This window comes from Bradyrhizobium iriomotense (assembly GCF_018129405.1).
Classification (GTDB): Bacteria; Pseudomonadota; Alphaproteobacteria; order Rhizobiales; family Xanthobacteraceae; genus Bradyrhizobium; species Bradyrhizobium iriomotense_B.
The window spans coordinates 55,031-77,840 of sequence record NZ_JAFCLP010000010.1; the positions used below are offsets into that span (position 1 = coordinate 55,031).

The 22,810-nt window shown below is 61.2% G+C and carries 19 protein-coding genes; 12 read left to right on the forward strand and 7 right to left on the reverse strand.

Annotated elements, in window-relative coordinates; all coding sequences use genetic code 11:
- The first annotated feature begins 238 nt into the window (after positions 1-238).
- The 11 genes from JQ592_RS21125 (at position 239) to JQ592_RS21175 (ending at position 14,262) form a co-directional block, all read left to right on the forward strand.
- A complete protein-coding gene (locus JQ592_RS21125; protein WP_211404718.1) occupies positions 239-1,639 on the forward strand; it encodes an MFS transporter in 1,401 nt (466 codons plus the stop codon).
- A gap of 157 nt (positions 1,640-1,796) precedes the next feature.
- The gene (locus tag JQ592_RS21130; protein ID WP_211404719.1) at positions 1,797-3,623 is read left to right on the forward strand and encodes a flavin-containing monooxygenase; all 1,827 of its coding nucleotides are present in this window, start codon (positions 1,797-1,799) and stop codon (positions 3,621-3,623) included.
- A gap of 47 nt (positions 3,624-3,670) precedes the next feature.
- Positions 3,671-4,444, forward strand: a complete 774-nt coding sequence (locus tag JQ592_RS21135; protein WP_211404720.1) for an SDR family NAD(P)-dependent oxidoreductase — start codon at positions 3,671-3,673, stop codon at positions 4,442-4,444.
- Between the two features lie 73 nt (positions 4,445-4,517).
- Positions 4,518-5,342 (forward strand): SDR family NAD(P)-dependent oxidoreductase, encoded by an 825-nt coding sequence (locus tag JQ592_RS21140; protein ID WP_211404721.1) that lies wholly within the window; start codon positions 4,518-4,520, stop codon positions 5,340-5,342.
- Between the two features lie 106 nt (positions 5,343-5,448).
- A complete protein-coding gene (gtdA, locus tag JQ592_RS21145) occupies positions 5,449-6,507 on the forward strand; it encodes a gentisate 1,2-dioxygenase (protein WP_211404856.1) in 1,059 nt (352 codons plus the stop codon).
- Positions 6,500-7,201: a fumarylacetoacetate hydrolase family protein gene (locus JQ592_RS21150; protein WP_211404722.1), complete on the forward strand. Its 702-nt coding sequence runs from the start codon at positions 6,500-6,502 to the stop codon at positions 7,199-7,201. Before gtdA ends, JQ592_RS21150 begins: the two co-directional genes overlap by 8 nt.
- 562 nt (positions 7,202-7,763) lie before the next feature.
- Entirely contained in the window at positions 7,764-9,644 is a 1,881-nt protein-coding gene (locus tag JQ592_RS21155) for a TRAP transporter large permease (protein ID WP_211404723.1), read from the forward strand.
- Between the two features lie 113 nt (positions 9,645-9,757).
- Complete coding sequence (locus tag JQ592_RS21160) at positions 9,758-11,017, forward strand: ribulose-bisphosphate carboxylase large subunit family protein (RefSeq protein ID WP_211404724.1); 1,260 nt, start codon at positions 9,758-9,760, stop codon at positions 11,015-11,017.
- Complete coding sequence (locus JQ592_RS21165) at positions 11,014-12,396, forward strand: four-carbon acid sugar kinase family protein (protein ID WP_211404725.1); 1,383 nt, start codon at positions 11,014-11,016, stop codon at positions 12,394-12,396. Before JQ592_RS21160 ends, JQ592_RS21165 begins: the two co-directional genes overlap by 4 nt.
- Positions 12,397-12,415: 19 nt before the next feature.
- Positions 12,416-13,201 (forward strand): SDR family NAD(P)-dependent oxidoreductase, encoded by a 786-nt coding sequence (locus tag JQ592_RS21170; RefSeq protein WP_211404726.1) that lies wholly within the window; start codon positions 12,416-12,418, stop codon positions 13,199-13,201.
- Positions 13,202-13,245: 44 nt separating this feature from the next.
- Positions 13,246-14,262, forward strand: coding sequence for a TRAP transporter substrate-binding protein (locus tag JQ592_RS21175; protein WP_211404727.1), 1,017 nt, complete (start codon positions 13,246-13,248; stop codon positions 14,260-14,262).
- A 250-nt stretch (positions 14,263-14,512) separates the two neighbouring features.
- On the opposite strand, the gene JQ592_RS21180 is transcribed toward JQ592_RS21175, so the two are convergent.
- The 3 genes from JQ592_RS21180 to JQ592_RS21190 all read right to left on the reverse strand — a co-directional run bounded on the left by JQ592_RS21180 (position 14,513) and on the right by JQ592_RS21190 (position 16,777).
- Positions 14,513-15,265, reverse strand: a complete 753-nt coding sequence (locus JQ592_RS21180) for an SDR family oxidoreductase (RefSeq protein ID WP_135174068.1) — start codon at positions 15,263-15,265, stop codon at positions 14,513-14,515.
- Positions 15,266-15,885: 620 nt separating this feature from the next.
- Positions 15,886-16,035 (reverse strand): hypothetical protein, encoded by a 150-nt coding sequence (locus JQ592_RS21185; RefSeq protein WP_211404728.1) that lies wholly within the window; start codon positions 16,033-16,035, stop codon positions 15,886-15,888.
- A 67-nt stretch (positions 16,036-16,102) separates the two neighbouring features.
- Positions 16,103-16,777, reverse strand: a complete 675-nt coding sequence (locus JQ592_RS21190) for a glutathione S-transferase family protein (protein ID WP_211404857.1) — start codon at positions 16,775-16,777, stop codon at positions 16,103-16,105.
- A 171-nt stretch (positions 16,778-16,948) separates the two neighbouring features.
- On the opposite strand from JQ592_RS21190, the gene JQ592_RS21195 reads away from it, so the two are divergent.
- On the forward strand, positions 16,949-17,848 hold the full coding sequence (locus JQ592_RS21195; RefSeq protein WP_211404729.1) for an AraC family transcriptional regulator: 900 nt from the start codon (positions 16,949-16,951) through the stop codon (positions 17,846-17,848).
- A gap of 47 nt (positions 17,849-17,895) precedes the next feature.
- Here the strand turns inward: JQ592_RS21195 and JQ592_RS21200 are convergent, their stop codons facing one another.
- From JQ592_RS21200 to JQ592_RS21215, 4 genes are all read right to left on the reverse strand, one after another.
- Complete coding sequence (locus JQ592_RS21200; RefSeq protein ID WP_211404730.1) at positions 17,896-18,822, reverse strand: cyclase family protein; 927 nt, start codon at positions 18,820-18,822, stop codon at positions 17,896-17,898.
- Positions 18,801-19,838 (reverse strand): sugar ABC transporter substrate-binding protein, encoded by a 1,038-nt coding sequence (locus tag JQ592_RS21205; protein ID WP_211404731.1) that lies wholly within the window; start codon positions 19,836-19,838, stop codon positions 18,801-18,803. The genes JQ592_RS21200 and JQ592_RS21205 overlap by 22 nt, the downstream gene beginning before the upstream one ends.
- A gap of 74 nt (positions 19,839-19,912) precedes the next feature.
- Positions 19,913-21,112, reverse strand: coding sequence for a sugar ABC transporter permease (locus JQ592_RS21210; RefSeq protein ID WP_211404732.1), 1,200 nt, complete (start codon positions 21,110-21,112; stop codon positions 19,913-19,915).
- Complete coding sequence (locus JQ592_RS21215; RefSeq protein ID WP_211404733.1) at positions 21,109-22,668, reverse strand: sugar ABC transporter ATP-binding protein; 1,560 nt, start codon at positions 22,666-22,668, stop codon at positions 21,109-21,111. Before JQ592_RS21215 ends, JQ592_RS21210 begins: the two co-directional genes overlap by 4 nt.
- Between the last annotated feature and the right edge of the window lie 142 nt (positions 22,669-22,810).

A 22,810-nucleotide genomic window follows, 5' to 3' on the forward strand; every position in this document is an offset into this window, starting at 1 on the left:
GCGAAGGTGCAAGAAGCGACTGGGACAGCGAACTTTACATGAATTTCGAACCTGTAGCGAGCGCTGGCCGATTTACCGCGCCACTCGGTAGCGGCCGTTGCGTTGCGGGCAAGCACTATTGACTTGCGGGCCGCGGTGCGATTAGCGTACAGCATATTAGAACGTCTATTCCGAAATACGGAACGCGGTAGCCGCGCCTCTCTGGTAGCGACCAACCGCACGATCAACCGGAGGAAGCATGCTCGAGCCGAAGACAGTCGACGTATCGCGCCTAATCGACGAGCGCCGGATCAACGGCTTCAACATCAAGCTGGTGGCGTTCTCGTTTCTGCTCGTCCTCATGGATGGATACGACATCACCTCGGCCGCATTTGCCGCGCCGTTCCTGGTGAAGGAATGGAGCATCACGAACATGGCTGCGCTCGGGCCTGTCTTCAGCGCCAGCCTCCTCGGTGTTCTCTTCGGGTCGCCGCTCTTCGGCTATTTGGGCGATCGGTTCGGTCGGAAGGTCGCGATCGTCGGCTCGTGCCTCACGTTCGGGCTTTTTACGCTCGCGTGCATCGAGGCTGGCTCGGTGACGGATCTGCTTTATCTGCGCTTCCTCGCCGGCATCGGAATCGGCGGGCTGCTTCCGAACATCACCGCATTGAACGGGGAGTTCGCGCCGCGGCGCATCCGCGCGACAATGATCATCATCATGTTCACCGGCATCACCTTCGGCGGGGCGCTTCCGGGCCTGATCTCCGCGACGCTGGTGCCGCAGCATGGGTGGCAGGTCCTCTTTCTCATCGGCGGCGTGGTTCCGATCGCGGCAGCGGTCCTCGCGATCTTTCTCCTGCCGGAGTCCCTGAAATTTCTCGTGCTGAAGAATCGCAGCCGCGAGGCGATCGTTCGGGTCGTCCAAGCCCTCAACCCGGCTATCGGCGTTGGTCCAGAGACGTGCTTCGTGATCCAGGACGAACCGGCGTATTCGGGCTTCACGCCAAAGCTGCTGTTTGCAGGCCGCCTTGCGTATCTCACCCCACTCTTGTGGGTGATGTTCATCTGCTGCCAAATGTCGTTCTATTTCACCAACAGCTGGCTGCCGACGGTCCTTGCGACCGCGAAGGTACCGACCTCGCATGCCGCGCTCGCCACCTCGCTGTTCCAGATCGGCGGCACGGTCGGGGGTCTCGCGCTCGCTCGACCGCTCGACAAGCATGGCTTTACGCCAGTGGCGATGCTGTTCGCGCTGTCGCTTCCGATCGTCGCCTCATTGGGCTTTCTGACCGACATCGAGCCGCTACTCATGATCGCCGTGTTCTTCGCCGGCTTTTGTCTGCTCGGTCTGCAACTCGGCCTCAATGCCGCATCGGCGCTGATTTACCCGACCGCCTTTCGCACCAACGGGTCCGGCTGGGCCTTTGCCGTCGGGCGTGTCGGTTCGGTGGGCGGTCCTGTGCTCGGCGGCATCCTGATCGCGATGAAGCTGCCGCTTTATGAGATCTTCCTGCTGGTGCTCATCCCGCTCGCCATCGGAACCGTCGCAAGCATCGTGATCGCTCGGCTGTTCGGCAGGGGATTCCAGGACCACGTTCCAGGCGCGCCGCGTACAACGTCCCCGGCGACGCCTCGCCGCGGCGCGGTCGCCACCCTGTGATCGCGGCCGCGCATTGGACGCCGGCACGCGTGCTGAGCTTGCGCGCCCGCTGCGGCGGCGCGCCGGCCGCCCAACGTGCACGTGGCGGGACTTAGACCGGACGCGGCGGGTCGGATAGTCCTTCACGCTGCGCGAGTTACAACGAGGGAAATTGCCGATGAGCAGCTTGGAGATAACTGAGGAAGATCGGGATCGGGCAGTCACGAAGTGGCTCACCGATTTTGAAAGCCTGGCTGGCAAGGATGAGACCACGATTGAAGGTCTGTTCCATCCGGACGGATACTGGCGCGATCTTCTCGCGCTCACTTGGGAACTCAAGACGTCCCACGGTATCTCCGAAGTGCATCGCGGCCTCACGGCTATCGACTACGCGATGCGGCCTCGCAACCTGCGCCTTCAGGGCCGCGCCATCGCGGGCGTGCTCGGCGAGTTCGGTCCGACAGTCGAGGGCTTCTTCACGTTCGAGACCGACCTTGCCTCCGCTCGCGGATACCTGCGGCTCGTTCCGGTCCGCGAGGCGGGCCGGGACAGCTTCCGGGCCCTGACGGTTCTCACCGCAATGGTCGCCCTGAAGGACTTCCAGGAGCGCGGGCGCAAGAACCGCGACGAAACCTTCATGAGGCCCATGGAGGAGGGGAGCGACAATTGGCTCGACCGTCGGCGTACGGCCCTCGCCTATCGCGATCGAGACCCCCAGGTCCTCATCGTCGGCGCGGGTCAAGCGGGACTCATGCTGGCCGCACGGTTGGGGCACCTTGATGTCGACGCACTGGTGGTGGATCGTGACGACAGGGTCGGGGACGTTTGGCGGAAGCGTTACCACTCGCTCACGCTGCACAACGAGATCGCGAGCAACCACTTTCCATACTTGTCATATCCCGACAGTTGGCCCGTCTACCTGCCGAAGGACAAGCTCGCCAACTGGATGGAATTCTACGCCGAGGCGATGGAGCTCAATGTCTGGACGCGAACGGAATTTCTCGGTGCGACCTATGACGATGCCAACCAACAGTGGACCGCCCGGCTGAGGACATCCGATGGCAGCGAACGTATCATGCGGCCGAGCCACCTCGTCATGGCGATCGGCGTCAGCGGTCTTCCGAACATTCCGCACATCGAGGGTCTCGACGATTTCAAAGGCACCGTCATACATTCGAGCGGGCGGACGGACGATGTGCCGACAGAGGGCAAGTCGGCGCTCGTCATCGGCGCAGGCACGAGCGCACACGATATCGCGCAGGACCTCTACATGCGCGGCGCCGATGTCACGATGCTACAGCGGTCATCGACGACAGTCGTGAGCATCGTGCCGAGCGCGGCGAAGGCAACCCAGCTCTTTCGCAGCAACGAGGGCCTCCGGCCGATTGAGGACATCGACATCATCAGCGCGTCGGTCCCTTACGACCTCGTGCGTCGCCTCCACGGACCGTTGAGCCGGCAAATGGCGTACGACGACCGTGATCTGCACGACCGCCTTCGGAAAGTCGGTTTCGCGCTCGATAATGGCGAAGACGATACCGGCTTTTTCCTGAAGCTGTTGCGACGTCTCAGCGGCTATTACCTCAACGTCGGCGCGTCCGACCTCATCGCCGATGGTCGCATCAAATTGAAGTCGGGTGTTGAAATCGATCGCCTCGAGGGCGGGGAAGCTGTGTTCTCCGACGGCTCGCGCATGGATGTGGACCTGCTCGTTCTCGCGACGGGCTGGGAACCCCTGCAGGAGGCCGTTCGCGCGATGCTCGGAGACGAAGTGGCAGAGCGTGTCGGACCGATCTGGGGCATTGGCGCGGACGGCGAGCTGCGCAACATGTTCTGCGCCACACGCCAGGAACATTTCTACGTCGTCGGGGGGACGATCACGATGTGCCGGTCCTTCTCGCGCTACACCGCCTTGCTGATCAAGGCTGCACTGGAGCGCGTGATGGAAAAGGCGCCCGTGTCGGAGGACGCGAGCGAACCAGGCGACAAGAGGAGCGCTGCATGATTGCCCCTCAGTCGGACTCGGATATGGGCGACCGGAGCAGACCGGTGATGAATGCGTTCGACTTGACGGACCGCATCGCGCTCGTGACCGGGGCGGGCTGCGGGTTAGGCCGAAGTTTCGCGTTTGCGCTCGCCGCGCAGGGCGCGACGGTGATCTGCGCCGACATCGACGTCGATGCGCTGGATGAGACCGACCGAACCATCGGCGCCCGCGGCCAGTCCGCACACGCCGTCGAAGTCGATGTGACCGATGAACTCTCCGTTCAGGCCATGACGGCAAACGCCATCTCCTCCGCTAGCCGGCTTGACGTGCTCGTTAACAATGCGGGAGCGACGTCGTTGCCAGGGCGGCTGCTCGACGTGACGCTGGAGGACTGGGATCGAGTCTTCTCGGCGAACTTGCGCGGCCTGTTTCTGTGCACGCGCTCGCTGATACCGTTGCTGAAGAGCCACGCCGCATCTGTCGTCAACATCAGCTCATATCTCGGCATGGTCGGAGTTTATCCCGGCTTTCCGATCGCCAGCCTTCCCTACTCGACCACAAAGGCGGGCGTGATCGGTTTCACACGTCAGCTCGCTATTGAGTACGCCAATGACGGCGTGCGTCTGAACGCGATCGCTCCCGGCTGGCATGCCGGGACCAATCTCGGCAAGGCTCGTCGAGCGATCGCGACCACGGCCGAGAACGCGCAGTTCGAGAACTACCTGGCCTCCTCGATCCCGTTGGGATCCCGGGGGGGCGCCCGACGATCTGGCGAACCTCCTCGTCTATCTCGCGGGCAGCGCCTCGAGATACGTGACTGGGCAGGTGTTCGCGCATGACGGCGCTCTGAGGGCGCAATCGATCGCGTGCGTAGCGCAAGCCGCGCAAGCCTGATCGACCCGATTGGATTGCATGGGCATCGACGAACTTGATAGCGGAGCCCGAAAGGTGGCCGGAGCAGGTGAGGCTGATATGGAATACCCTAACCATGAGATTGAACCGCTCCTTGGATTGCATGGTCGCGTCCTCGTTCTGGCCGGCGCATCGGGCAGCATTGGTCGCCAGATCCTTGATCGGCTCACCAAGGCCGGAGCTACAGTGCGTGCGGTGGATCGCGATGTCTCAGCCCTTCGCACCAATCCCGCCTCCGAGCGGATCCTCGTGGTCGAGGCCGATGCCGGCAATGAAGCAGGCGCGAGTTCGGTCCAGGAAGCGGTCTCAAGACCGCGGCGCGTGGACATCCTGATCAACAATGCGGGATATCTTCCCACGCAGACTTTCGACGCGATCTCCTACTCGGAGTGGTCCGAAGTCGTGCGGATCAGTCTCGACAGCGTGTTCCTGATGACAGGTGCCGTGCTGCCGCTCATGCGTCAGGGAGGCTCGGGACGCTTCGTGAACGTCGGGTCGGCAAGCCTCTTCCGGGGCGTCGCAGACGGGGTGCACTACGTCGCAGCGAAAGCCGGCGTGATCGGCTTCTCGCGATCCCTGGCGCGTGCCCTCGGACCTGAAGGAATCACGGTCAACGTGGTCGCACCCGGGTTGACCACGACCCCCGCGACCCTCGGATTCTTCGGCAAAGAGCGCATCGCGGCGATGGATGCTGGGCGCTCCGTTCCGCGGTCCATTCAGCCCAACGACGTCGTAGGCGCGGTGCTGTTCCTCGCATCGCCGATGGCGGACTTCATCACGGGGCAGGTCCTGGTCGTCGATGGCGGATCCATGATGAACAACTAGGTCATCATCACAAGGCGCTGTAGCCGCAACGGACTTGGATCTCGGCGGCTGCCACGATTCGAAATCGATACTACAAAACGGAGATAGTATGCAACTGGATGCGATTATGGCGCCTACAGCCGACACGCCGGAACGCCGGGCGTTTTACCATAAGATCGACAAGAAGAATCTGACCGCCCTCTGGCTTTCTCTCGCGGAGTTGGTGACCCCGGAGCCGAAGAGCGCATGCGCACCGGCGAGTTGGCGCTTCAACGATATCCGCGAATACATGCTCGAAGCGGGCAATCTGATCACGGCGAAGGAAGCGGAACGTCGCGTCCTCGTTCTCGAAAATCCCGGCCTGCGCGGCCAATCGAAGATCACCACGGACATGTATGCTGGCGTGCAGCTCGTCCTGCCCGGCGAGGTCGCGCCCGCCCACCGCCACACCCAATCGGCCCTGCGCTTCGTGCTGGAAGGTGAGGGAGCCTATACCGCCGTCAACGGCGAGCGCACGGTGGTGCACGAAGGCGACTTCATCATCACGCCGCCGTGGGCCTGGCATGATCACGGCAATCCGAGCTCCGATCCGATCTTTTGGCTCGACGGGCTCGACATCCCGGTCGTGCAATTCCTGGACGCGTCATTCGCCGAACATCTCGCTGTCGACGAACAGCCGATCTTCCGTCCCGAGGGCGACTGCCAGGCGCGCTACGGTGCAAACCTGCTGCCGGTGGACCACAAGACCGGCGGGGGGACCTCACCCGTCTTCAATTACCCTTATGCCCGCACGCGGGAGGCCCTGGAGAAGATGCGGCGCTCCGGCCAGTGGGACCCATGCCATGGGCTCAAGATGCGCTACGTAAATCCAATTACCGGCAACCATGCCATGGCCACCATGGCGACCTTCATTCAGCTCTTGCCGAAGGGTTTTTCGACTTCCACCTACCGTTCGACGGACGCGACAGTTGTCGTGCCGATCGAGGGAAGCGGGCGCAGTGTCGTCACCAATCGGGCTGGCGAGGATTTCGTCATCGAATGGACCAAGCGCGACATTTTTGTCGTCCCGTCCTGGCATCGCGTGCGGCACGAAGCGAAAGAGTCCGACGCCGTGCTGTTTTCCTATTCCGACAGGCCGATCCAGGAAGCTCTGCACCTGTTCCGGGAGGACCGAGGCAATGATTGAGAGCAAAAGCGAATTCGTGATTCCGCCGCCCCCGACATCATCCGTTGCAGTCGCAGGAACGAAGGCTCGCTTTCCTGTGCGTCGCATCATCTGCGTGGGCCGCAATTATGCGGCTCACGCTCGGGAGATGGGACGCGATCCGGACCGCGAGCCACCGTTCTTCTTCCTCAAGCCCGCCGACACGGTCGTCGATGATGGGGCAACCCTGCCGTATCCGCCCGATACGAACACTTTCCACTTCGAGATCGAGCTCGTCGTCGCGATTGGCAAGCAGGGGTTCGACATCCCTGTCGAGAGCGCGCTGGATCATGTTTACGGATATGCCGTCGGGATCGACCTGACGCGGCGCGACCTCCAACTGCAGGCGCGCGAACAGGGGCGTCCATGGGACTGGGGCAAGGGTTTCGACCGATCCGCTCCGATCGCCCCCATTCTCCCTGTTGATAAAGTCGGCCACCCGCAATCGGGGCGAATATGGCTCGCTGTCGACGGAAAGCTGAAGCAGGATTCGGACATCGCAAAATTGACATGGCCGGTGCGCGACATCATCTCCATCGCCTCGCGGTCAATGGAGCTAATGCCCGGCGATCTCGTCATGACCGGCACGCCGGAAGGCGTCGGCCCTGTCGAGCGCGGGGAAACGTTGACCGGCGGGGTGGCCGGGCTCGGAGAGATCAAGATCAAAATAGCCTGACCCCATGCAAGTTGGGAGCTGTCCTGGCAAGGAGCACTTTGCAATTCTGGTGCAGCTCTCAACGGGTTTTCTCAGTCCACTCGTTGAGCTCAACGTGTCTCGGCATCGCGATGATGAGTGAGTGCTATCGCGTGAGCCAGTTCCTTGCCTCTAAATATGTCGAGGGCGGTGGTGCGAAACAAAACTGACGTGGGCGTAAGGCCCCGCAGCCTGCGCAACCCGGCCGACTAGCACTTTGCGCAGATCGGTTACCAGACCGCCCCAAAGTCCTCCGTAGCGCTCCGAAATCGGTCAGACCCGGCCCCAACACTGCAGGAAGACGGCGCGTGGTTCGGTGACACCGGGGTGCAGAGTTCGAAGCCTCCGCTACGATCGTTAGATCGCTCACGAGTTCGGCGGAGGCGATAGCCCCTCTTGGTTGTGAGGTTTTCTCACACCTTCCTGCTCACTTTTCCGATCCCCGCGGCAGCCGTTCGCAATTAGTATCCAGCCCAACGATCGCAAATAGAGACCAGGGAGCGAACATGCTGCTGCATTGCAGCTTTGGCCAAAGGGGGGCGCCATGAGCGCCGTTCCTCAAGGCTCTATCACAGGCACTTTCGAAAGCCCGGGACACCTAAGCAACGCGTTGATGCTCGTCGATCGCGCCATCGGAGCAAGCGTTGAAGCTTGTGCCGCCTTATTGGTCGCGGCGGAAGTCGTCGTTTTGTTTGCGGGTGTGGTCAGTCGCTATGTGTTCCACAGTCCCATCCTCTGGACCGACGAATTGGGGTCCTTTTTGTTTCTCTGGCTGGCTATGCTTGGTGCTGCGGTCGCATTTCGCAACGGCAGCCACATGCGCATGACCGCGGTGGTGTCGCTAACCGGCCCACGTCTATGGCCACTGTTCGAAAGTTTTGCGCTCGCAGCGTGTCTTGCCTTCATCCTGATGACGCTGGGACCGGCGCTCGAGTTCGCGTACGAGGAAATCGTGATCACTACGCCGGCGCTCCAGATTTCGAGCGCCTGGCGCGCCAGCGCGCTGCCAGTTGGCCTCGGTTTGATGCTGATGACTGGAGTTATCTCCCTACTTCGCTCGCCGAACCGTATCGCCTCTATGGTGGCGATCCTGATCGTCGCGTTAGTGGCAGGCGCATTCTATAGCCTCAGCGGCGCGCTACCGAAATTAGGGAATTACAATCTGCTCCTGTTCTTCGTCGGACTCGTTGGTGCTCTCGTATTGGCTGGTGTCCCAATCGCGTTCGCATTTGGGCTTGCAACGTTTGGATACATCGCGCTTACGACGCGGCTTCCGACCCTTGTGGTCATTGGTCGGATGGACGAGGGGATGAGCCATCTGATCCTCCTCGCCGTTCCGTTGTTCGTCTTTCTTGGCCTGCTGATCGAGATGACAGGGATGGCGCGGGCAATGGTCGGCTTTCTGGCCAATCTGCTCGGGCACGTACGTGGCGGCTTGTCTTACGTGCTCGTCGGTGCGATGTATCTTATGTCGGGGATATCAGGCTCCAAAGCCGCAGACATGGCAGCTGTTGCGCCAGTCCTTTTCCCGGAAATGCGATCGCGCGGCGCACGGGACGGCGATCTTGTTGCACTCCTGGCCGCGACAGGCGCGCAGACCGAAACGATCCCGCCCTCCATCGTATTGATTACGATCGGTTCCGTCACTGGCGTCTCTATATCCGCGCTCTTCACCGGCGGGATGCTTCCCGGAGCTGTGCTGGGTGTCATGCTCTGTTTCCTCGTCTGGTGGCGTTATCGGCGCGAGGATCTCAGCGCCATAACACGGCCGTCTCGCAAGGAGATCTTACGATCGCTAGGCTTTGCCCTTCCGGCTCTTGCGCTGCCCTTTGTCATACGCGCGGCCGTCGTGGAAGGCGTGGCAACAGCGACGGAAGTGTCGACCATAGGCATCTTCTATGCCGTCATAATCGGCTTGTTGTTCTATAGGCAGTTTCCGCTCGCACGCGTGTACCCAATGTTGGTTACGACGGCTGCGCTATCCGGCGCCATCCTCCTCATCATAGGCGCAGCGACCGGTATGGCTTGGGCGCTGACGCAGTCCGGATTTTCGGCAACGCTGGCCGCGACGTTCAAAAGCCTGCCAGGCGGTACACCGACGTTCTTAATTGTGTCGGCGATCGCGTTCATCGCGCTGGGCTCCGTGCTCGAAGGTATTCCTGCAATTGTGCTGTTCGGCCCTTTGATGTTTCCGATCGCGCGACAAGTCGGGGTCCATGAAATTCACTATGCGATGGTCGTGATCCTCTCCATGGGCATCGGCCTTTTCGCGCCACCGTTCGGCGTGGGCTACTATTCAGCTTGCGCAATAAGCCAGATCCATCCGGATGCAGGCATCAAGCCGATCGGAGGCTACATCGTCGCAATGTTGGTTGGGCTGGCTTTTGTGATTGCCATTCCCTGGATATCGATAGGATTCCTGTAATGCACGCGGAAGATGGGCGTCTCGCGTTGAACCTGCCACTCTCGCCTTGTCCTCGTTCGCGGCTCGCGGACATCTGCCGTACTACGGGACGATCCGCTGGAGTTTCATAAGAAATGGTTAGCACACGTATCGAAGTTGACTATCTCCTGGAAACGCCTGGGGAACTTCAGCGCGTCGCCGAACTCATGGCGGGCGAGCAATCGAGTGGTACTTTCGTCGCCATCCCGGGCGAAACGCCCGAGCTCAAGGCGCGGGTCGCTGCGCTGGTAACGCGGCTAGAAATCCTCGACGACGCTGCGGAGGGTCCGTCACTGCCGACCCGAGTTAAAGTCGGGTCAGAAGAGCGGTTCAAGCGCGCCTTTATCACCTTGTCCTGGCCTTTAGACACGCTTGGCCCGTCGCTACCGAACCTGTTGGCAACCATTGCCGGCAATCTTTTCGAACTCGGCCCTGTAACGGGCCTTCGTCTCCTAGATATCCGCCTGCCGGATGCATTCGCCGCTGCTTATCCCGGGCCAAAGTACGGCGTAGCGGGCACCCGTCGCCTTGCCGGCGTGGAAGCGCGACCGATTATCGGCACGATCATCAAGCCAAGCGTAGGACTTGGGCCGGACGAGACGGCCTCCCTCGTGAACGAGCTCTGCTCTGCCGGTATCGACTTCATCAAGGATGACGAACTGCAGTCCGACGGACCGGCGTGCCCGTTCGACCTGCGCGTCGAGAAGGTCATGCGCGTGATCGACTCCCATGCCCAGCGCAGTGGAAAGAAGGTCATGTTTGCCTTCAATTTGACCGGAGATCTCGATCAGATGCGCCGGCGCCACGACACGCTTTTGCGGCATAGCGCCACTTGCATGATGGCAAGCCTCAACTCCGTCGGCCTCGTTGGGATGATCGAACTGGCGCGTTTCGGACAATTGCCCATTCACGCGCACCGGAATGGCTGGGGCTATCTCTCGCGTCATCCAATGCTCGGATGGTCCTACATCGCCTGGCAAAAGATTTGGCGTCTCGCCGGGGCAGACCACATGCACGTCAATGGTATTGGCAACAAATTCGCGGAGGAAGACACGAGCTGCCTCGCTTCGGCCCGGGCCTGCCTCGCGCCGATGTTTACCGAGAAGCCGTGCGTCGTCATGCCAGTCTTCTCTTCCGCGCAAGCGCCGCGATCTGCGCCAGCCACCTATCAAGGGCTCGGCTCGACCGACCTCATTGTGACCGCAGGGGGCGGCATATTGGCTCATCCGAAGGGGGCCGCCGCGGGAGTCGAAGCCATGCAACAGGCGTGGCAAGCCGCTGTGGCAGGCGTTCCGCTCGACGATTTTGCACGTACTCGTCCGAATTTGCGCCACGCTCTGGAGATGGCTGCGTGACGTCGCCCCGCCCACTTCCTTCAGGTCCGCTCATTGCGTATTACGGCGATGACTTCACGGGCTCGTCGGCCTCGATGGAAGCGGCTGCGTTCGCTGGCATCGAGACCGTTCTGTTCTTGACGCCGCCGACGCCGGAGCGTCTCTCCGCTTTTTCCGGTTACCGCGTTATCGGCATGGCGGGGGTCGCGCGCGCTCAGTCGCCGTCTTGGATGGACCAACACTTGCCGCAGATCTTCGAGTTGCTGGCCGCGACAGGCGCACCCATCATCCATTACAAGGTTTGCTCGACTTTCGACTCGTCGCCAGAGATCGGCTCCATCGGCCGCGCGATCGATATCGCGAAAGGGCGCTTCTCCGGCTGGACACCGATGATTGTCGCCGATCCGAACATGGGGCGCTATCAAACGCTTGGCAATCTGTTCGCTGCCGCGCATGGGGCGATCTATCGGTTAGACCGTCATCCCGTCATGTCGCGGCATCCGGTCACCCCCATGAATGAGGCCGACCTAGCTCGCCACCTTACCAAACAAACTAGCAGGACGGTCGGTTTGGTGGATTTCGTTGCGATGAAGCGAGGCCACGCTGACGCACGATTAGCGACGGAAATACAGGCAGGGGCGGAAATCGTCTCCCTTGACGTGCTTGACGAAGAGACTCTGATCGCCGCCGGACGCCTGGTGTGGGAGCACGGAATGCCGCACCGATTCTGTGTCGGGTCTCAGGGCGTCGAGGCAGCTCTGGCGGCCTATTGGCGGCATACCAATCTTATTCCATCGACTCCCACCGTCCCTGCCGCCAAACCGGTGGACCGCATTGCGTGCGTTTCCGGATCAGTCTCCCCGGTTACTGCCACGCAGATCGAGTGTGCGCGCGCCGCTGGTTTTGCGACTATTCCGATAGATACCGCATGTGCGGTCGATGAGAGGGCCTGGTTAGGTGAAATTGAACGCACCACGTCGGCGGCAATCCACCATCTAAACACGGGACGTGATGTCCTGATCCATAGCGCTGCCGGACCAGACGATCCGGCCGTTGCCGGGTTTAGATCAGCCGTTCAAACGGCCGGCGCATCAATCGAAAAGATGAATGAGCGTGTCGGCGAAGGGCTCGGAACGATTCTCGACCGCCTGCTTCTCGACGTACGCCTGTCGCGCGTGATCATTTCCGGGGGGGACACGTCGGGACGGGCGGCCTCGCTCCTGGGCATCGATGCGCTTACGGCGATCGCGCCGTTGGCGCCAGGCGCACCGCTTTGCAAGGCGCATGCACGACGCGCCGATCGCGATGGTCTCGAGATCGCGCTCAAGGGTGGGCAGGTCGGAGCGGCCGACTTCTTCGTGAGAGCGAAGTCCGGCGGTGCATACAAGGGCAATTCTTAGTCGAACAGGGAGCGAATACATGAGGCTCAAAGATAAGGTCGCCATCGTCACCGGCGGCGCCCGAGGCATTGGGCTGTGCGTTGCGCAAGCCTACGCGCGTGAAGGCGCGACCGTCGTCATCGCTGACGTGAACGTGGAGGGCGCGAAAGCCGCTGCGCAATCGATCACCTCGGGAGACGCGCGTTCTCTCGGCGTGGGGATCGACGTCGCCGATCAGGCGTCGGTGAATGCGATGATGGAGGCGACCCTTCAGACTTTCGGTCGAGTGGACATCCTCATGAATAACGCCGGTGTCGGCGGCAATACGCCGTTTCTCGACACCAAGCTCGAGGATTGGAATCGCATAATTTCCATCAATCTCACTGGGGCATTCCTTGTGGCGCAGGCGGCTGCACGTCAGATGGTGAAAGGTGGCGGTGGAAAGATCGTGAACATCGCCTCGCTCTCGGGACAACGAGGAGGCAATGGCCGCGCGGCCTATGGCTCGGCGAAGGCCGGTCTCGAGCTTCTGACAAAGGTGATGGCCGTCGAATTGGCGCCGTACAACATCAACGTCAATGCAATAGCGCCGGGCGCAATCGAAACCGAAATGGCCAAGTTCGCGCACGATCAGGCGACACGCGCGGCGTACAATTATCTCATCCCGATGACAAGGTATGGCACGCCGGAAGAAATCGCCGATGCCGCCGTTTTTCTCTGTTCGGACGAGGCGCGATACGTGCATGGCCATACGTTGAATGTCGATGGCGGATTTCAATCCGCCGGCCTGATGTTCGGTCCCGGTAAAGGGGCTCCACACAGTTGATCAGAGTGACTTGTTCAGAAAACACAATTGATGGGAGGAAAGTTATGCAATCGATTTCCCGCCGAAGCTTCGCTATTCTCGGAGCATCGGCCTCGATCGCCGCAGCCGTGCCGCTTCGATACGCAAGGGCCGCCGAATTCACGTTCAAGCTCGGCACCAATGTGCCGGATACGCACCCGCTGAATCTGTATGCGCGTAAAGCAGCCGACGAGATCAAGCAAGCGACGGATGGCCGGTTCGAATTGCAAGTCTTCGCGAGCAATCAGCTCGGCGGCGATACGGATATGTTTTCGCAATTGCGTTCCGGTGCTCTGGAGTTTTTCGCGCTCTCCGGTGTGAATATCTTATCGATGCTCATTCCGTCCTCGGCCATTTACGGCGTTGGATTTGCCTGGAAGGACTATCCGACCCTGTGGAGCGCACTCGACGGCAAGCTTGGTGAGCATCTGCGCGGCCAGATCAACAAATCTGGCCTGGACGTAATGGAGAAGATTTGGGACAACGGCTTCCGTCAAGTCACGAACAGCGTCCGGCCGATTGTTACGCCGGCGGATCTGCACGGACTAAAGATGCGAGTGCCCGTGAGCGCGCTGTGGACCTCGCTTTTCGAAGCGCTCGGCGCGTCGCCGACTGGGATCAATTTCGCCGAGGTGTACTCAGCGCTTCAGACGAAGGTGGTGGACGGACAGGAAAACCCACCAGCCATCATCGCCGCCGCCAAATTGTACGAAGTTCAGAAATATTGTTCGCTCACGAATCATATGTGGGACGGCTGGTGGTGGCTGATCAATCGTCGTGCTTGGCAGAGCGTTCCGGCGGATATCCGGGACAAGGTCGCGACTATAGTCAATAGAAATGCTATGGCCGAACGCGAGGAGATCGCGAAGGAGAACGTGGCGCTCAGGGGTGATCTCGCGGCCAAAGGCCTCGTCTTCAACGACGTTGACCCTGCGCCATTCCGCGAAACCTTGACAAAGTTCGGTTTCTACAAAAAGTGGCGCAGGAATTTTGGGGAAGAGGCTTGGGCTCTTCTCGAGGAATCGACGGGCAGGCTCGAATGAGTGTTGCTCGAACAGGCCAAATCCGATCTATCTTAGAGGATCAGAGTTGGTTGATTGCGGCACGCCATTAACTGAGAGACTGGCGAAAGTCCCCGTGTTCGGCCGCAATTATCGCGTATCGCAAAGTTTAAGATAGCTTCGTAGGGCGAAGACTTACGGCAATTTGGAAAGCTCCCGGCACCGGGGTCGGCAGGATCGCTGCTGTCCCGCCGGTGCCGGGCTTGGCCGGTTGCAGGTGTAACCGGCTCGTTCACATGTTCAGCATGCGCCCGCCGTCGACCACGATCTCGCTGCCGACCGTCCATGCCGAGTCGTCGGACGCGAGATAGACAACCGCCTTGGCGACTTCCGCCGCGCTGCCGAAACGACCGGCCGGGATCCCTGCGATGATGTCCTTGTTGATCTGCTCGCGATAAGCATCGGGAACGCCGAGTTTATCGTAGAGGGGCGTGTCGATCGGGCCCGGGCTGACCGCGTTGAACCGGATACCGCGCTGCAGGAGTTCGGCGGACAGCGTCTTCGACAGGTTGAGGAAGGCCGCCTTGGTCGCCCCATAGACCGACGAGGTGGCGGCGCCGACATGCGCGCTGATCGAGGTGTTGAGTACGACCGACGCCGGATTGGCGAAGACGGGCAGCAGCGCCTGAATCAGGAAGTACGGCCCCTTCACATTGATCGCGAAGATCCGATCGAATACCTCCGGAGTCCACGATTCGATCGGCTGCCAGATCGAGATGCCGGCGTTGAGGAAGGCGACGTCCAACTGGCCGTAACGCTCCTTCACCGCGGCGGCAAGCGCCTGCTGCTCTTGGACGCTCGCGCTGTCGGCCTTGATGACGGGAACCTCGGAGCCGAGGACCGACTTGGCCTGCGCGATTGTATCGGGGTTGTTGCCCGTCACGATGACGCGCGCGCCCTCGTTCAGGAATTGTTTGGCGGCTTCGAGGCCGATCCCCGTTGTGCCGCCCGTGATGAGGGTGCGCTTTCTATTGAGCCGCGTCATGTATATCGTCCTTGTGATTGATATCTTTGCTACGACCCCACAGGGCCGGCCATGGTCGCGGCCAAGCCCGTCGGGTATCCGGCAAATAGGCGCCGCGCAGACTGTCAGCACGCCGGATACGCTCAACTTCTTGCCCGATCGTCTCATCTTTCCGGTCGACGACGGGGCAGGCGCTGCTCGTGAGTGGCCAAGACGCGACGCGTTCGTCCACGCTGCGTCATGTCGGTCGGTTCGCTGATGTCGGGTAGACGGCGGGCGCGATAGTGAGGCCGTCAGTGCCACTTCAGAGATGTGACTGCAACGCGGTGAGTGATGCCACGGACTGGCATTGCGCGCTTTCGCGATCTCGGCCGGCGTGACGCTCGGCCGCTTGTTGCCGAAGTGCGCGAACACGCGGTTGGGATCGCGCCACCCCGGTATCGGTTTAGGACGCGCCGAATGCCGGCATCGCCAGTTGCCCTTCGAACGCCTGGATCCTCGAGCCGCGCAGGATCACCTGGATGAGGTTGGTGGCCTCCGGGTAGTTGACCGTCCGCGCGCTGCGGAGGGATGTGGTCTGGATAATCTCGCCGTTCCAGCCGTGGCTGCTCGCACAGGCGCCCTCGTAGAGCCGCAGGCCCCTAGATCCCGCCTCGTGCCTCGGCCGGTGGCGGGCTGTAGAGCGTCGAGGCGGCGAGTGCGGGCCGCGTGGGGTCGATCCTGGCGCCGGCGTCGGAGAACCTTGGCGGCACCGAACGGCGGTAAACCGCGATCGCGCACAGATCGGTCATAGGTTTTGTCCTCTGTCGGAAAAGAATAGCCAGGCGCGGTCCCGCGCCTGGCGACAGGCGACAGGCGTCAGGCGGCGGCGAGCGCCCCGTTCTGGCGCAGATGGTTGCGGAAGCGGTCGGCATAGTCGGGCACCACGGCGTCTTGGACGCTCGGCCGCGCCGCCAGGGCTGCGCGCCACGCTGAGACGCGCGGCAGGCCCTCGAAGACCGCCTGCGACACCGCCGGATTGATGATCCCGAAATAGCGGAAGAGCGGGGCATAGACCGCATCGACCCTGCCGAAATCGGTCCCGGCGAAATACGGCCCTACGCCCAGCTCCGCCTCCAACTTATGCAGCTTGTCGCGGAACGCGGTGCGCCGGGCGTCGGCGGTCGGAGCGTCGACGGCCTGGAGGAACTGCCAGCCGTCTGTCAGGGTCTGGGTCGCGAACTCGATCCATGCGCGGTGCCGGGCGCGGGCGAGCGGATCCTGTGGGTACATCGAGGCACCGTCCTGTGTTTCGTTCAGATATTCGCAGATCACCATGCTCTCGAAGAGGACCGCATCCTCTCCGTCGGGCTGGCGCAACTTGAGCACCGGCACCTTGCCGGTCGGCGACAGCGCCAGGAACCAGTCAGGCTTGGCTGACAGATCGACGTTGATCCGTTCGAACGGGACCCCCTTTTCCAGAAGGGTGATCGCGGCGCGTTGGACGAACGGGCAGAGCGGGTGGCTAATGAGGGTGAGGCTCGTGTCGGTCATGGGCGGCCCTTCGTCGAGATGATCCAGCCGGAGGCGCCGCCGCTGCGGTGCCAGTCCGATACCAGCCAGATAGATCCCGCACGCGTCGTACGCTCGCCCGATACTCTCAACTTGTTGCCCAATTGTCTCAAGAGCTTTGCCTTGGAGAACAAACGATGCCATATAGGGGGCATGACCGACCATCTTCAGCCACATCTCGACCTCGCCCTGCGTCACGCGCGATCGGGGATGACCGTGACGCCGATCCCCCGCCTCGAGATCGGCGTCGGTCAGACGACCTCCGGCACGTCGCCCTGCCTGTACCGCTCGATGATCTGCTTCATCCTGCAAGGCTCGAAGGACGTGACGATCCACGACAATCTGCTCCGCTACGATGCTGAGCAATATCTCGTCAGCGCTCTGGACTTGCCGCTGAGCGGCCAGATCCATGATGCAGGCCACGGCCGGCCGTATGTCGCAGTCTCACTCGTCCTCGATCCTGCACTGCTTGCGCAGATTGCGTCCACCATGCCGCTGATACGCGACGCCGATGCGCCGGGCAGCGGTATCGCGATCAACCCAATGACGCCCCCGCTTCGCGACACGTTGCTGCGCCTTCTTGCGCTGCTCGACACGCCGAGCGACGTCCCAGTCCTGGCCCCAATGGCTGAACGCGAGTTGCTCTATCGTCTCTTGCAGGGACCTCAGGGGCGCCTGTTGCGCCATATCGCCCGGCCCGAGGGAGCGCTTGGCCGGATCCGGCGTGCGGTCGAATGGATCCGCGAAAACCACAACACGCGGCTGCGGATCGAGGCCTTGTGCGAAGCAAGCGGCATGAGCCGTGCCAGCCTGCATCGCCACTTCGTCGCGCTCACCGGGCTCAGCCCGATCCAGTATCAGAAGCAAATCCGCTTGCAGGAGGCGCGACAACTGCTGCTCTCCGGTGAGCGAACCGCTTCAGATGTAGCCTTCGCAGTAGGTTACGAAAGCGCCTCGCAATTCAGTCGAGAATATCTTCGGCAGTTCGGCGCACCGCCCGTCCGCGACGTGCGTCAGCTTAGGCAGGCGGTCGGGAGTCCGGCAATGCACTGATTGTCACGTCGCAAGCCTTTTGCCCCCACCCTCGCGCCATGGCGGGCTCATTCCTCGCAAAAGGCAAGTGGGCGGATGGGCGAGCCCGATCCTTCCTTGATTTTGAGCGGGGTGGCGACGAATAGGCTGCGCAATGAAAGCTTATGCAGATTGGTCAACATCTCGATAATCAGGATTCCGTTCGGCAGCCAGTGGGTCGTGTGCCCGGTGGTCTCCTGTCCGACGCCATCAATGACCGCCATATCGCAGGCCACGGTATCGCAACCGATCGCCCGAATGCCGCGGTCCTTGAAATAGATGATTGCGTCCTCGTGAATACCAGGAGCGTTCTTCACGAACCAAGTGCTCGCGTCATCGGTCCGCCAAAAGCGCTGCATCCAGCCAAAGTTTATCAGTGGGATTTCACCTTCGCCGATCTGAACGCCGTTCTCGGCCTCATAGGCTTTCACCATATTCAAGGTCACCAGATCGCCGGGTTGCATGTGCTTGTCGGAAAAGTCGTAAAGTACCGCTGGTGCGATCAGAATGTCGGCTGGAAACGTATCTATCGACATGTGCAGTAGATGCTCATGGAAATGCACCGGCGCATCTACGTGAGTGCCGGTATGCTCGGAGATCATCAGAAACTGGCAATAATATCCGTCGCGCCCGCTCAGTCGCGCCTTATCGATCACCAGCGGCGGATGCATTGGCCAATTCGGGATGCCTCGCTCCAGAGTAGGCGACAGGTCTACCACTCGCATGCTCCTCAGCATGGCGCTTAGCCGTGTCGCGAGACCGGCTTGGGCGCTATATGCTGCTCCCGGCTGAGCTTGAAGAGTCACGGTTTCCTCCATCTTCTGTTCGACCTGGAAGGAGGGCAGAATGTCCCTCCGCATGGCCGGGCTGGTATTCGAGAGTTGATGCCGGCCGAAGTCACGCGGCTGGCAAGCGGGCGGCGTGACGGCGTTGATCAGGCCTTGGCGTTGAACCACCAGGGGAAGTCTTTGGTGGCCTGTTCAAGGTTCTCCTTGGTTACATTGAAGTTCAGGATCTTGATCCACGGTACGTCCTTGAGGCCGTTATTCACGGTGGCGTTCGCCTCGATGGGCTTGCCATTTCCGACGGCGTAGGCCGCTTTGGCCGCCTCAACGCCCATTTGGTCAAAGGCCGTGAAATTGGAGAGCGCCATCAGCCCCTGCTTGATGAGCTCCTGCGCGCGCGGTTCGGCGTCAACGCCGGTCACGAATACCTTGCCCCCGAGACCCTGCGCCTGCAAAGCCTGAATTGCTCCGTAAGCAATGCCATCGTTCCCGCAGAGAACTGCAACGACGTCGTTGTTGTTCTTGGTGAGAGCGTTTTCGACCTGCGCACGCGCGCTATCGGTCGACCAGTTCTTGTTGAACTGGTCGGACACCAGCTTGATGTCACCCTTGTCCATGTAGGGCTTAAGCACGTTGAGGAAGCCCTGGCGGGTTTCCTTGGCGACGCTCGTGGCCTCCTCGCCGGCGGCGATCACGTAATTTCCCCTCGGACGGGCCTCGACGGCAGCTTTAGCGATCTTCTCGCCCATCTCCACGGCATCACGGCCGAGGAAGCAGACGACATCGCCTTTGTTGATCAGGAAGTTATAGTTGACGACCGGCACATTTGCCTGCTTGGCCCTTCGGATCAATGCGTTGGCCGCATTGGCGTTGACCGGGGTCAGGACGAGGACGTCGATGCCCTGGGTCAGCATGTTCTCGACTTGGCTCGCCTGAAGCGATTCCGACGCATTGGAGGCTTGAGCCAATACGTCCACACCGAGTGCGGCGGCTTGCTTTTCAAAAAACGCCTGATCAGCATTCTTCCAGCGAAGCTGGTCGTAATTTGGCATGATCAATCCAACCTTGAGCCTTTTGCCTTGTGCATGAGCAGCCTTCAGACCAACAATGGCAGCGAGCAGTGCAGACACGGCGATGCCGAGCGTCTGCCGACGGTCAAGGCCATTCCTATAGATTTCCTTCGTCATGTTTCTCTCCCTTGAGTTGGCCGCATCAAATTGACGATGGTCACGTGGTTTGCGCCGCATTGCTCCGGGTTCGATCAGTCTCCGGACCTTCCGCCGCGGCTACGCAGGTCGGCGTAGACGGCAAAAAGCAGCACAAGACCGACTGTGACGGATTGATAGGCAGATGGCAGGTTCATGAGGCTCATGCCGTTGGAAAGGCTCTCCATCAAGATCGCGCCGATCACCGCTCCTGCGACAGTTCCGCGGCCGCCCATGAGGCTGGTTCCGCCGATGACGGCAGCGGCGATCACGTTGAGCTCGAGGCCCTGCATGGCGCCCGGAGGAGCGCTGTCGAGACGTGCCACGAGGACCAGGCCCGCCAGGCCGTAGAGGAGCCCCATGAAAGCGAAGACCAAGGAGGCCTGCATTCGGATGTTGATGCCGGCAAGCAGCGCAGCCTGGCGATTGCCGCCGATGGCATAGAGCCGACGGCCAAAGGCAGTGAAGCGCAGGAACCACCCGGCCAAAGCCACTACCGCCAGAACGAGGACAACAGGCAGGGGCAAGCCACGATAGCTGGCCGCCATGATCATGACGCCCAGCGTGAATATGCCGACAGAAGCGGCGGGCAGGCCGACGACGGCACCGAACGACGAGCGAATCCCGGCCGCCTGCCGGGCGCGCCATTCTCGTACCTGCAAAAGGGCGAAAGCGAGCCAGAAAGCGAACAGCACGACGATGCCTAGCATCGGTGACAGAGAAGCGTCCGAGATCACCAGGATGTCGGGATTGGGCGAGATCGTTTCGGCATTGGTGATAACCAGCGACAAACCGCGAATGGCGAGCAAGCTGCCCAGCGTTACGATGAACGATGGCACCTTCATCCAGGCCACCCAAAAGGCGTGCCACAGACCGATCAATAGTCCGAAAGCCAGCGTGGTTACGACGGTTGGCCAGAGCGAAAGCTCATAGTTCGTGCCTGCGATGGCTGCTACCACGGCTGCGGCAGCGACGGTCGCACCAAGCGACAGGTCGATGTAGCCTGGGACCATCACCAGCACGGCGCCTGCCGTCAGCACGGCAGTGATGGCGACCTGACCGCTGAGATTGGTTAAGTTGCGGGCGCTGAGGAACAGACCGCCTGTGAGATACTGCAGCACCATCCAGACGATCAGGAGGACGATGATCAGCGGCAGCAGCCGAAGCCTGTCTTGCGACATCGCAGCCGGCAGCTCGCGAAGCTGGAAGCCCTTGGCGAGTGCGCCCCGTTCTGTCACTGTTTTTGTTGAGGTCATGCCCCCTCACTGTATTCTTCTGCCGCGCTAATCATCACGTCTTCTTCGCTCGCCTCGCCGTGCATCCATTCGCGCACGAGGCGTCCCTCGCACATGACGAGCACGCGGTCGCACATGCCGAGAACTTCCGGCAGATCAGTAGATACGATGATGACTGCTTTGCCGGCCGTGGCGATTTCGTTGACGAGTGCGTACAAATCGATGCGTGCGTTCACGTCGACACCGCGGGTCGGCTCCTCCAGGATAAAGAGCTCCGGCTCGGAAAGAAGCCATTTCGCGGCCACGACCTTCTGCTGGTTGCCGCCAGAGAGCTGCGACATGGGCTGCTCCACCGAGCCGCACTTTACCTTCAGGCTCGCGACATATTGCTGTACACGCTGGAGTTCGCCGTACCGGTTGAGGATGCCGTAGCGATTGAAGCGGTTGAGCGCAGCAAGCGTCATGTTGCTTTCGATCGAATGAGCTTCGATCAGGCCGTCGCGCTTTCGTTCGGCCGGAACATAGGCGATGCCGTTGCGGATCGCGTCGCGCGGCGTCCTAACCGAGATGAGCTGCCCGCGGATCTGCATCGAACCGCTCACGCGTCCCGCATGAGCGCCAAACAGCGACCGGGCCAAATCGAAGGCCCCGGAGCCGAGCAAGCCAAAAACTCCTAAGATCTCTCCTGATCGGACATCCAGGTGGATGTTTTTGATAGCATGGACTCGGCCGGCTCCCGTGCTTTCTACGGTCCAGTCGCGGATCGAGAGGATCGGTTCGCCGACCTTAGCAGCTACCTTTGGATACATGTCGATGATGTCCCGCCCCACCATCGCTTGAACAATCCGACGGGGCGTGTCGCTTTGGCCCTGAAGCCCAAAATGGTCGACGACTCTGCCGTCCCGCATCACCGACACGACATTGGCGACGCGCTCCAACTCGCGCAGTCGATGGGATATGTAGATGGTGGTGACACCATGCCGGTGCAGGTCCACTATCCGGGCGAACATGAGCTCGGTCTCGCGCTCTGTGAGGCTCGACGTTGGTTCGTCGAGGATGAGCAGCTTCACGCCTTGCGTCATCGCGCGGGCAATACTGACCAACTGCTGCTGGTGCGTGCTTAGATTGCCCATCCGCTCCAGCGGCGAGGCATCGAGCTTGAAGACGTCGAGCCAATGCGCGGCATCGGCCCACAGCTTCCTCGTGTCTACCATCCCCCAGCGCTGGGGCTCGCGGTTGAGAAACAGATATTCGCCAACTCGCAACTCCGGCACGACGCTGAGTTCCTGCGGGACCAGGAACACTCCATGTCGCTCGGCATCGCGGATGCTGTCGAAGCGGCGGCCAACACCGTCTATTTCGATTGCGCCGGCGTAATCGCCGATGACGCCTGACAGGATCTTCACTAACGTCGACTTGCCGGCGCCGTTCTCGCCAGCAATGGCATGCACGCCGCCCTTCTCGAAAGTGATCGACACGCCGCGCAGCGCGTGCGCGCCGCCAAACCGTTTGTCGATCCCGATAACTTTGGCAGCAGCGATTTCGACCGCACCTGCGGTTGCGGTGTCAATACTCATGGCCGCTGCTTCTAGTTTTTTGCGCACAGAATACTCCCCGTAGGGGCAAAAGGCCGTCGGCTGAGCCTGTCTATTTGTCGATGCGAAATCGGCGCAAGGCTAGCGCCCGCACCTAGGCTTTCGACGAGATTGGCTACTGAAG

Coding starts and splice junctions, on each gene's coding strand:
- JQ592_RS21130 (WP_211404719.1), top strand. CDS start 1,797: ATGAGCAGCTTGGAGATAACTGAGGAAGATCGGGATCGGGCAGTCACG.
- JQ592_RS21170 (WP_211404726.1), top strand. CDS start 12,416: ATGAGGCTCAAAGATAAGGTCGCCATCGTCACCGGCGGCGCCCGAGGC.
- gtdA (WP_211404856.1), top strand. CDS start 5,449: ATGGCGCCTACAGCCGACACGCCGGAACGCCGGGCGTTTTACCATAAG.
- JQ592_RS21125 (WP_211404718.1), top strand. CDS start 239: ATGCTCGAGCCGAAGACAGTCGACGTATCGCGCCTAATCGACGAGCGC.
- JQ592_RS21180 (WP_135174068.1), bottom strand. CDS start 15,265: ATGACGCGGCTCAATAGAAAGCGCACCCTCATCACGGGCGGCACAACG.
- JQ592_RS21190 (WP_211404857.1), bottom strand. CDS start 16,777: ATGACCGACACGAGCCTCACCCTCATTAGCCACCCGCTCTGCCCGTTC.
- JQ592_RS21155 (WP_211404723.1), top strand. CDS start 7,764: ATGAGCGCCGTTCCTCAAGGCTCTATCACAGGCACTTTCGAAAGCCCG.
- JQ592_RS21175 (WP_211404727.1), top strand. CDS start 13,246: ATGCAATCGATTTCCCGCCGAAGCTTCGCTATTCTCGGAGCATCGGCC.
- JQ592_RS21160 (WP_211404724.1), top strand. CDS start 9,758: ATGGTTAGCACACGTATCGAAGTTGACTATCTCCTGGAAACGCCTGGG.
- JQ592_RS21215 (WP_211404733.1), bottom strand. CDS start 22,668: ATGAGTATTGACACCGCAACCGCAGGTGCGGTCGAAATCGCTGCTGCC.
- JQ592_RS21185 (WP_211404728.1), bottom strand. CDS start 16,035: ATGACCGATCTGTGCGCGATCGCGGTTTACCGCCGTTCGGTGCCGCCA.
- JQ592_RS21195 (WP_211404729.1), top strand. CDS start 16,949: ATGACCGACCATCTTCAGCCACATCTCGACCTCGCCCTGCGTCACGCG.
- JQ592_RS21140 (WP_211404721.1), top strand. CDS start 4,518: ATGGGCATCGACGAACTTGATAGCGGAGCCCGAAAGGTGGCCGGAGCA.
- JQ592_RS21205 (WP_211404731.1), bottom strand. CDS start 19,838: ATGACGAAGGAAATCTATAGGAATGGCCTTGACCGTCGGCAGACGCTC.
- JQ592_RS21150 (WP_211404722.1), top strand. CDS start 6,500: ATGATTGAGAGCAAAAGCGAATTCGTGATTCCGCCGCCCCCGACATCA.
- JQ592_RS21210 (WP_211404732.1), bottom strand. CDS start 21,112: ATGACCTCAACAAAAACAGTGACAGAACGGGGCGCACTCGCCAAGGGC.
- JQ592_RS21135 (WP_211404720.1), top strand. CDS start 3,671: ATGAATGCGTTCGACTTGACGGACCGCATCGCGCTCGTGACCGGGGCG.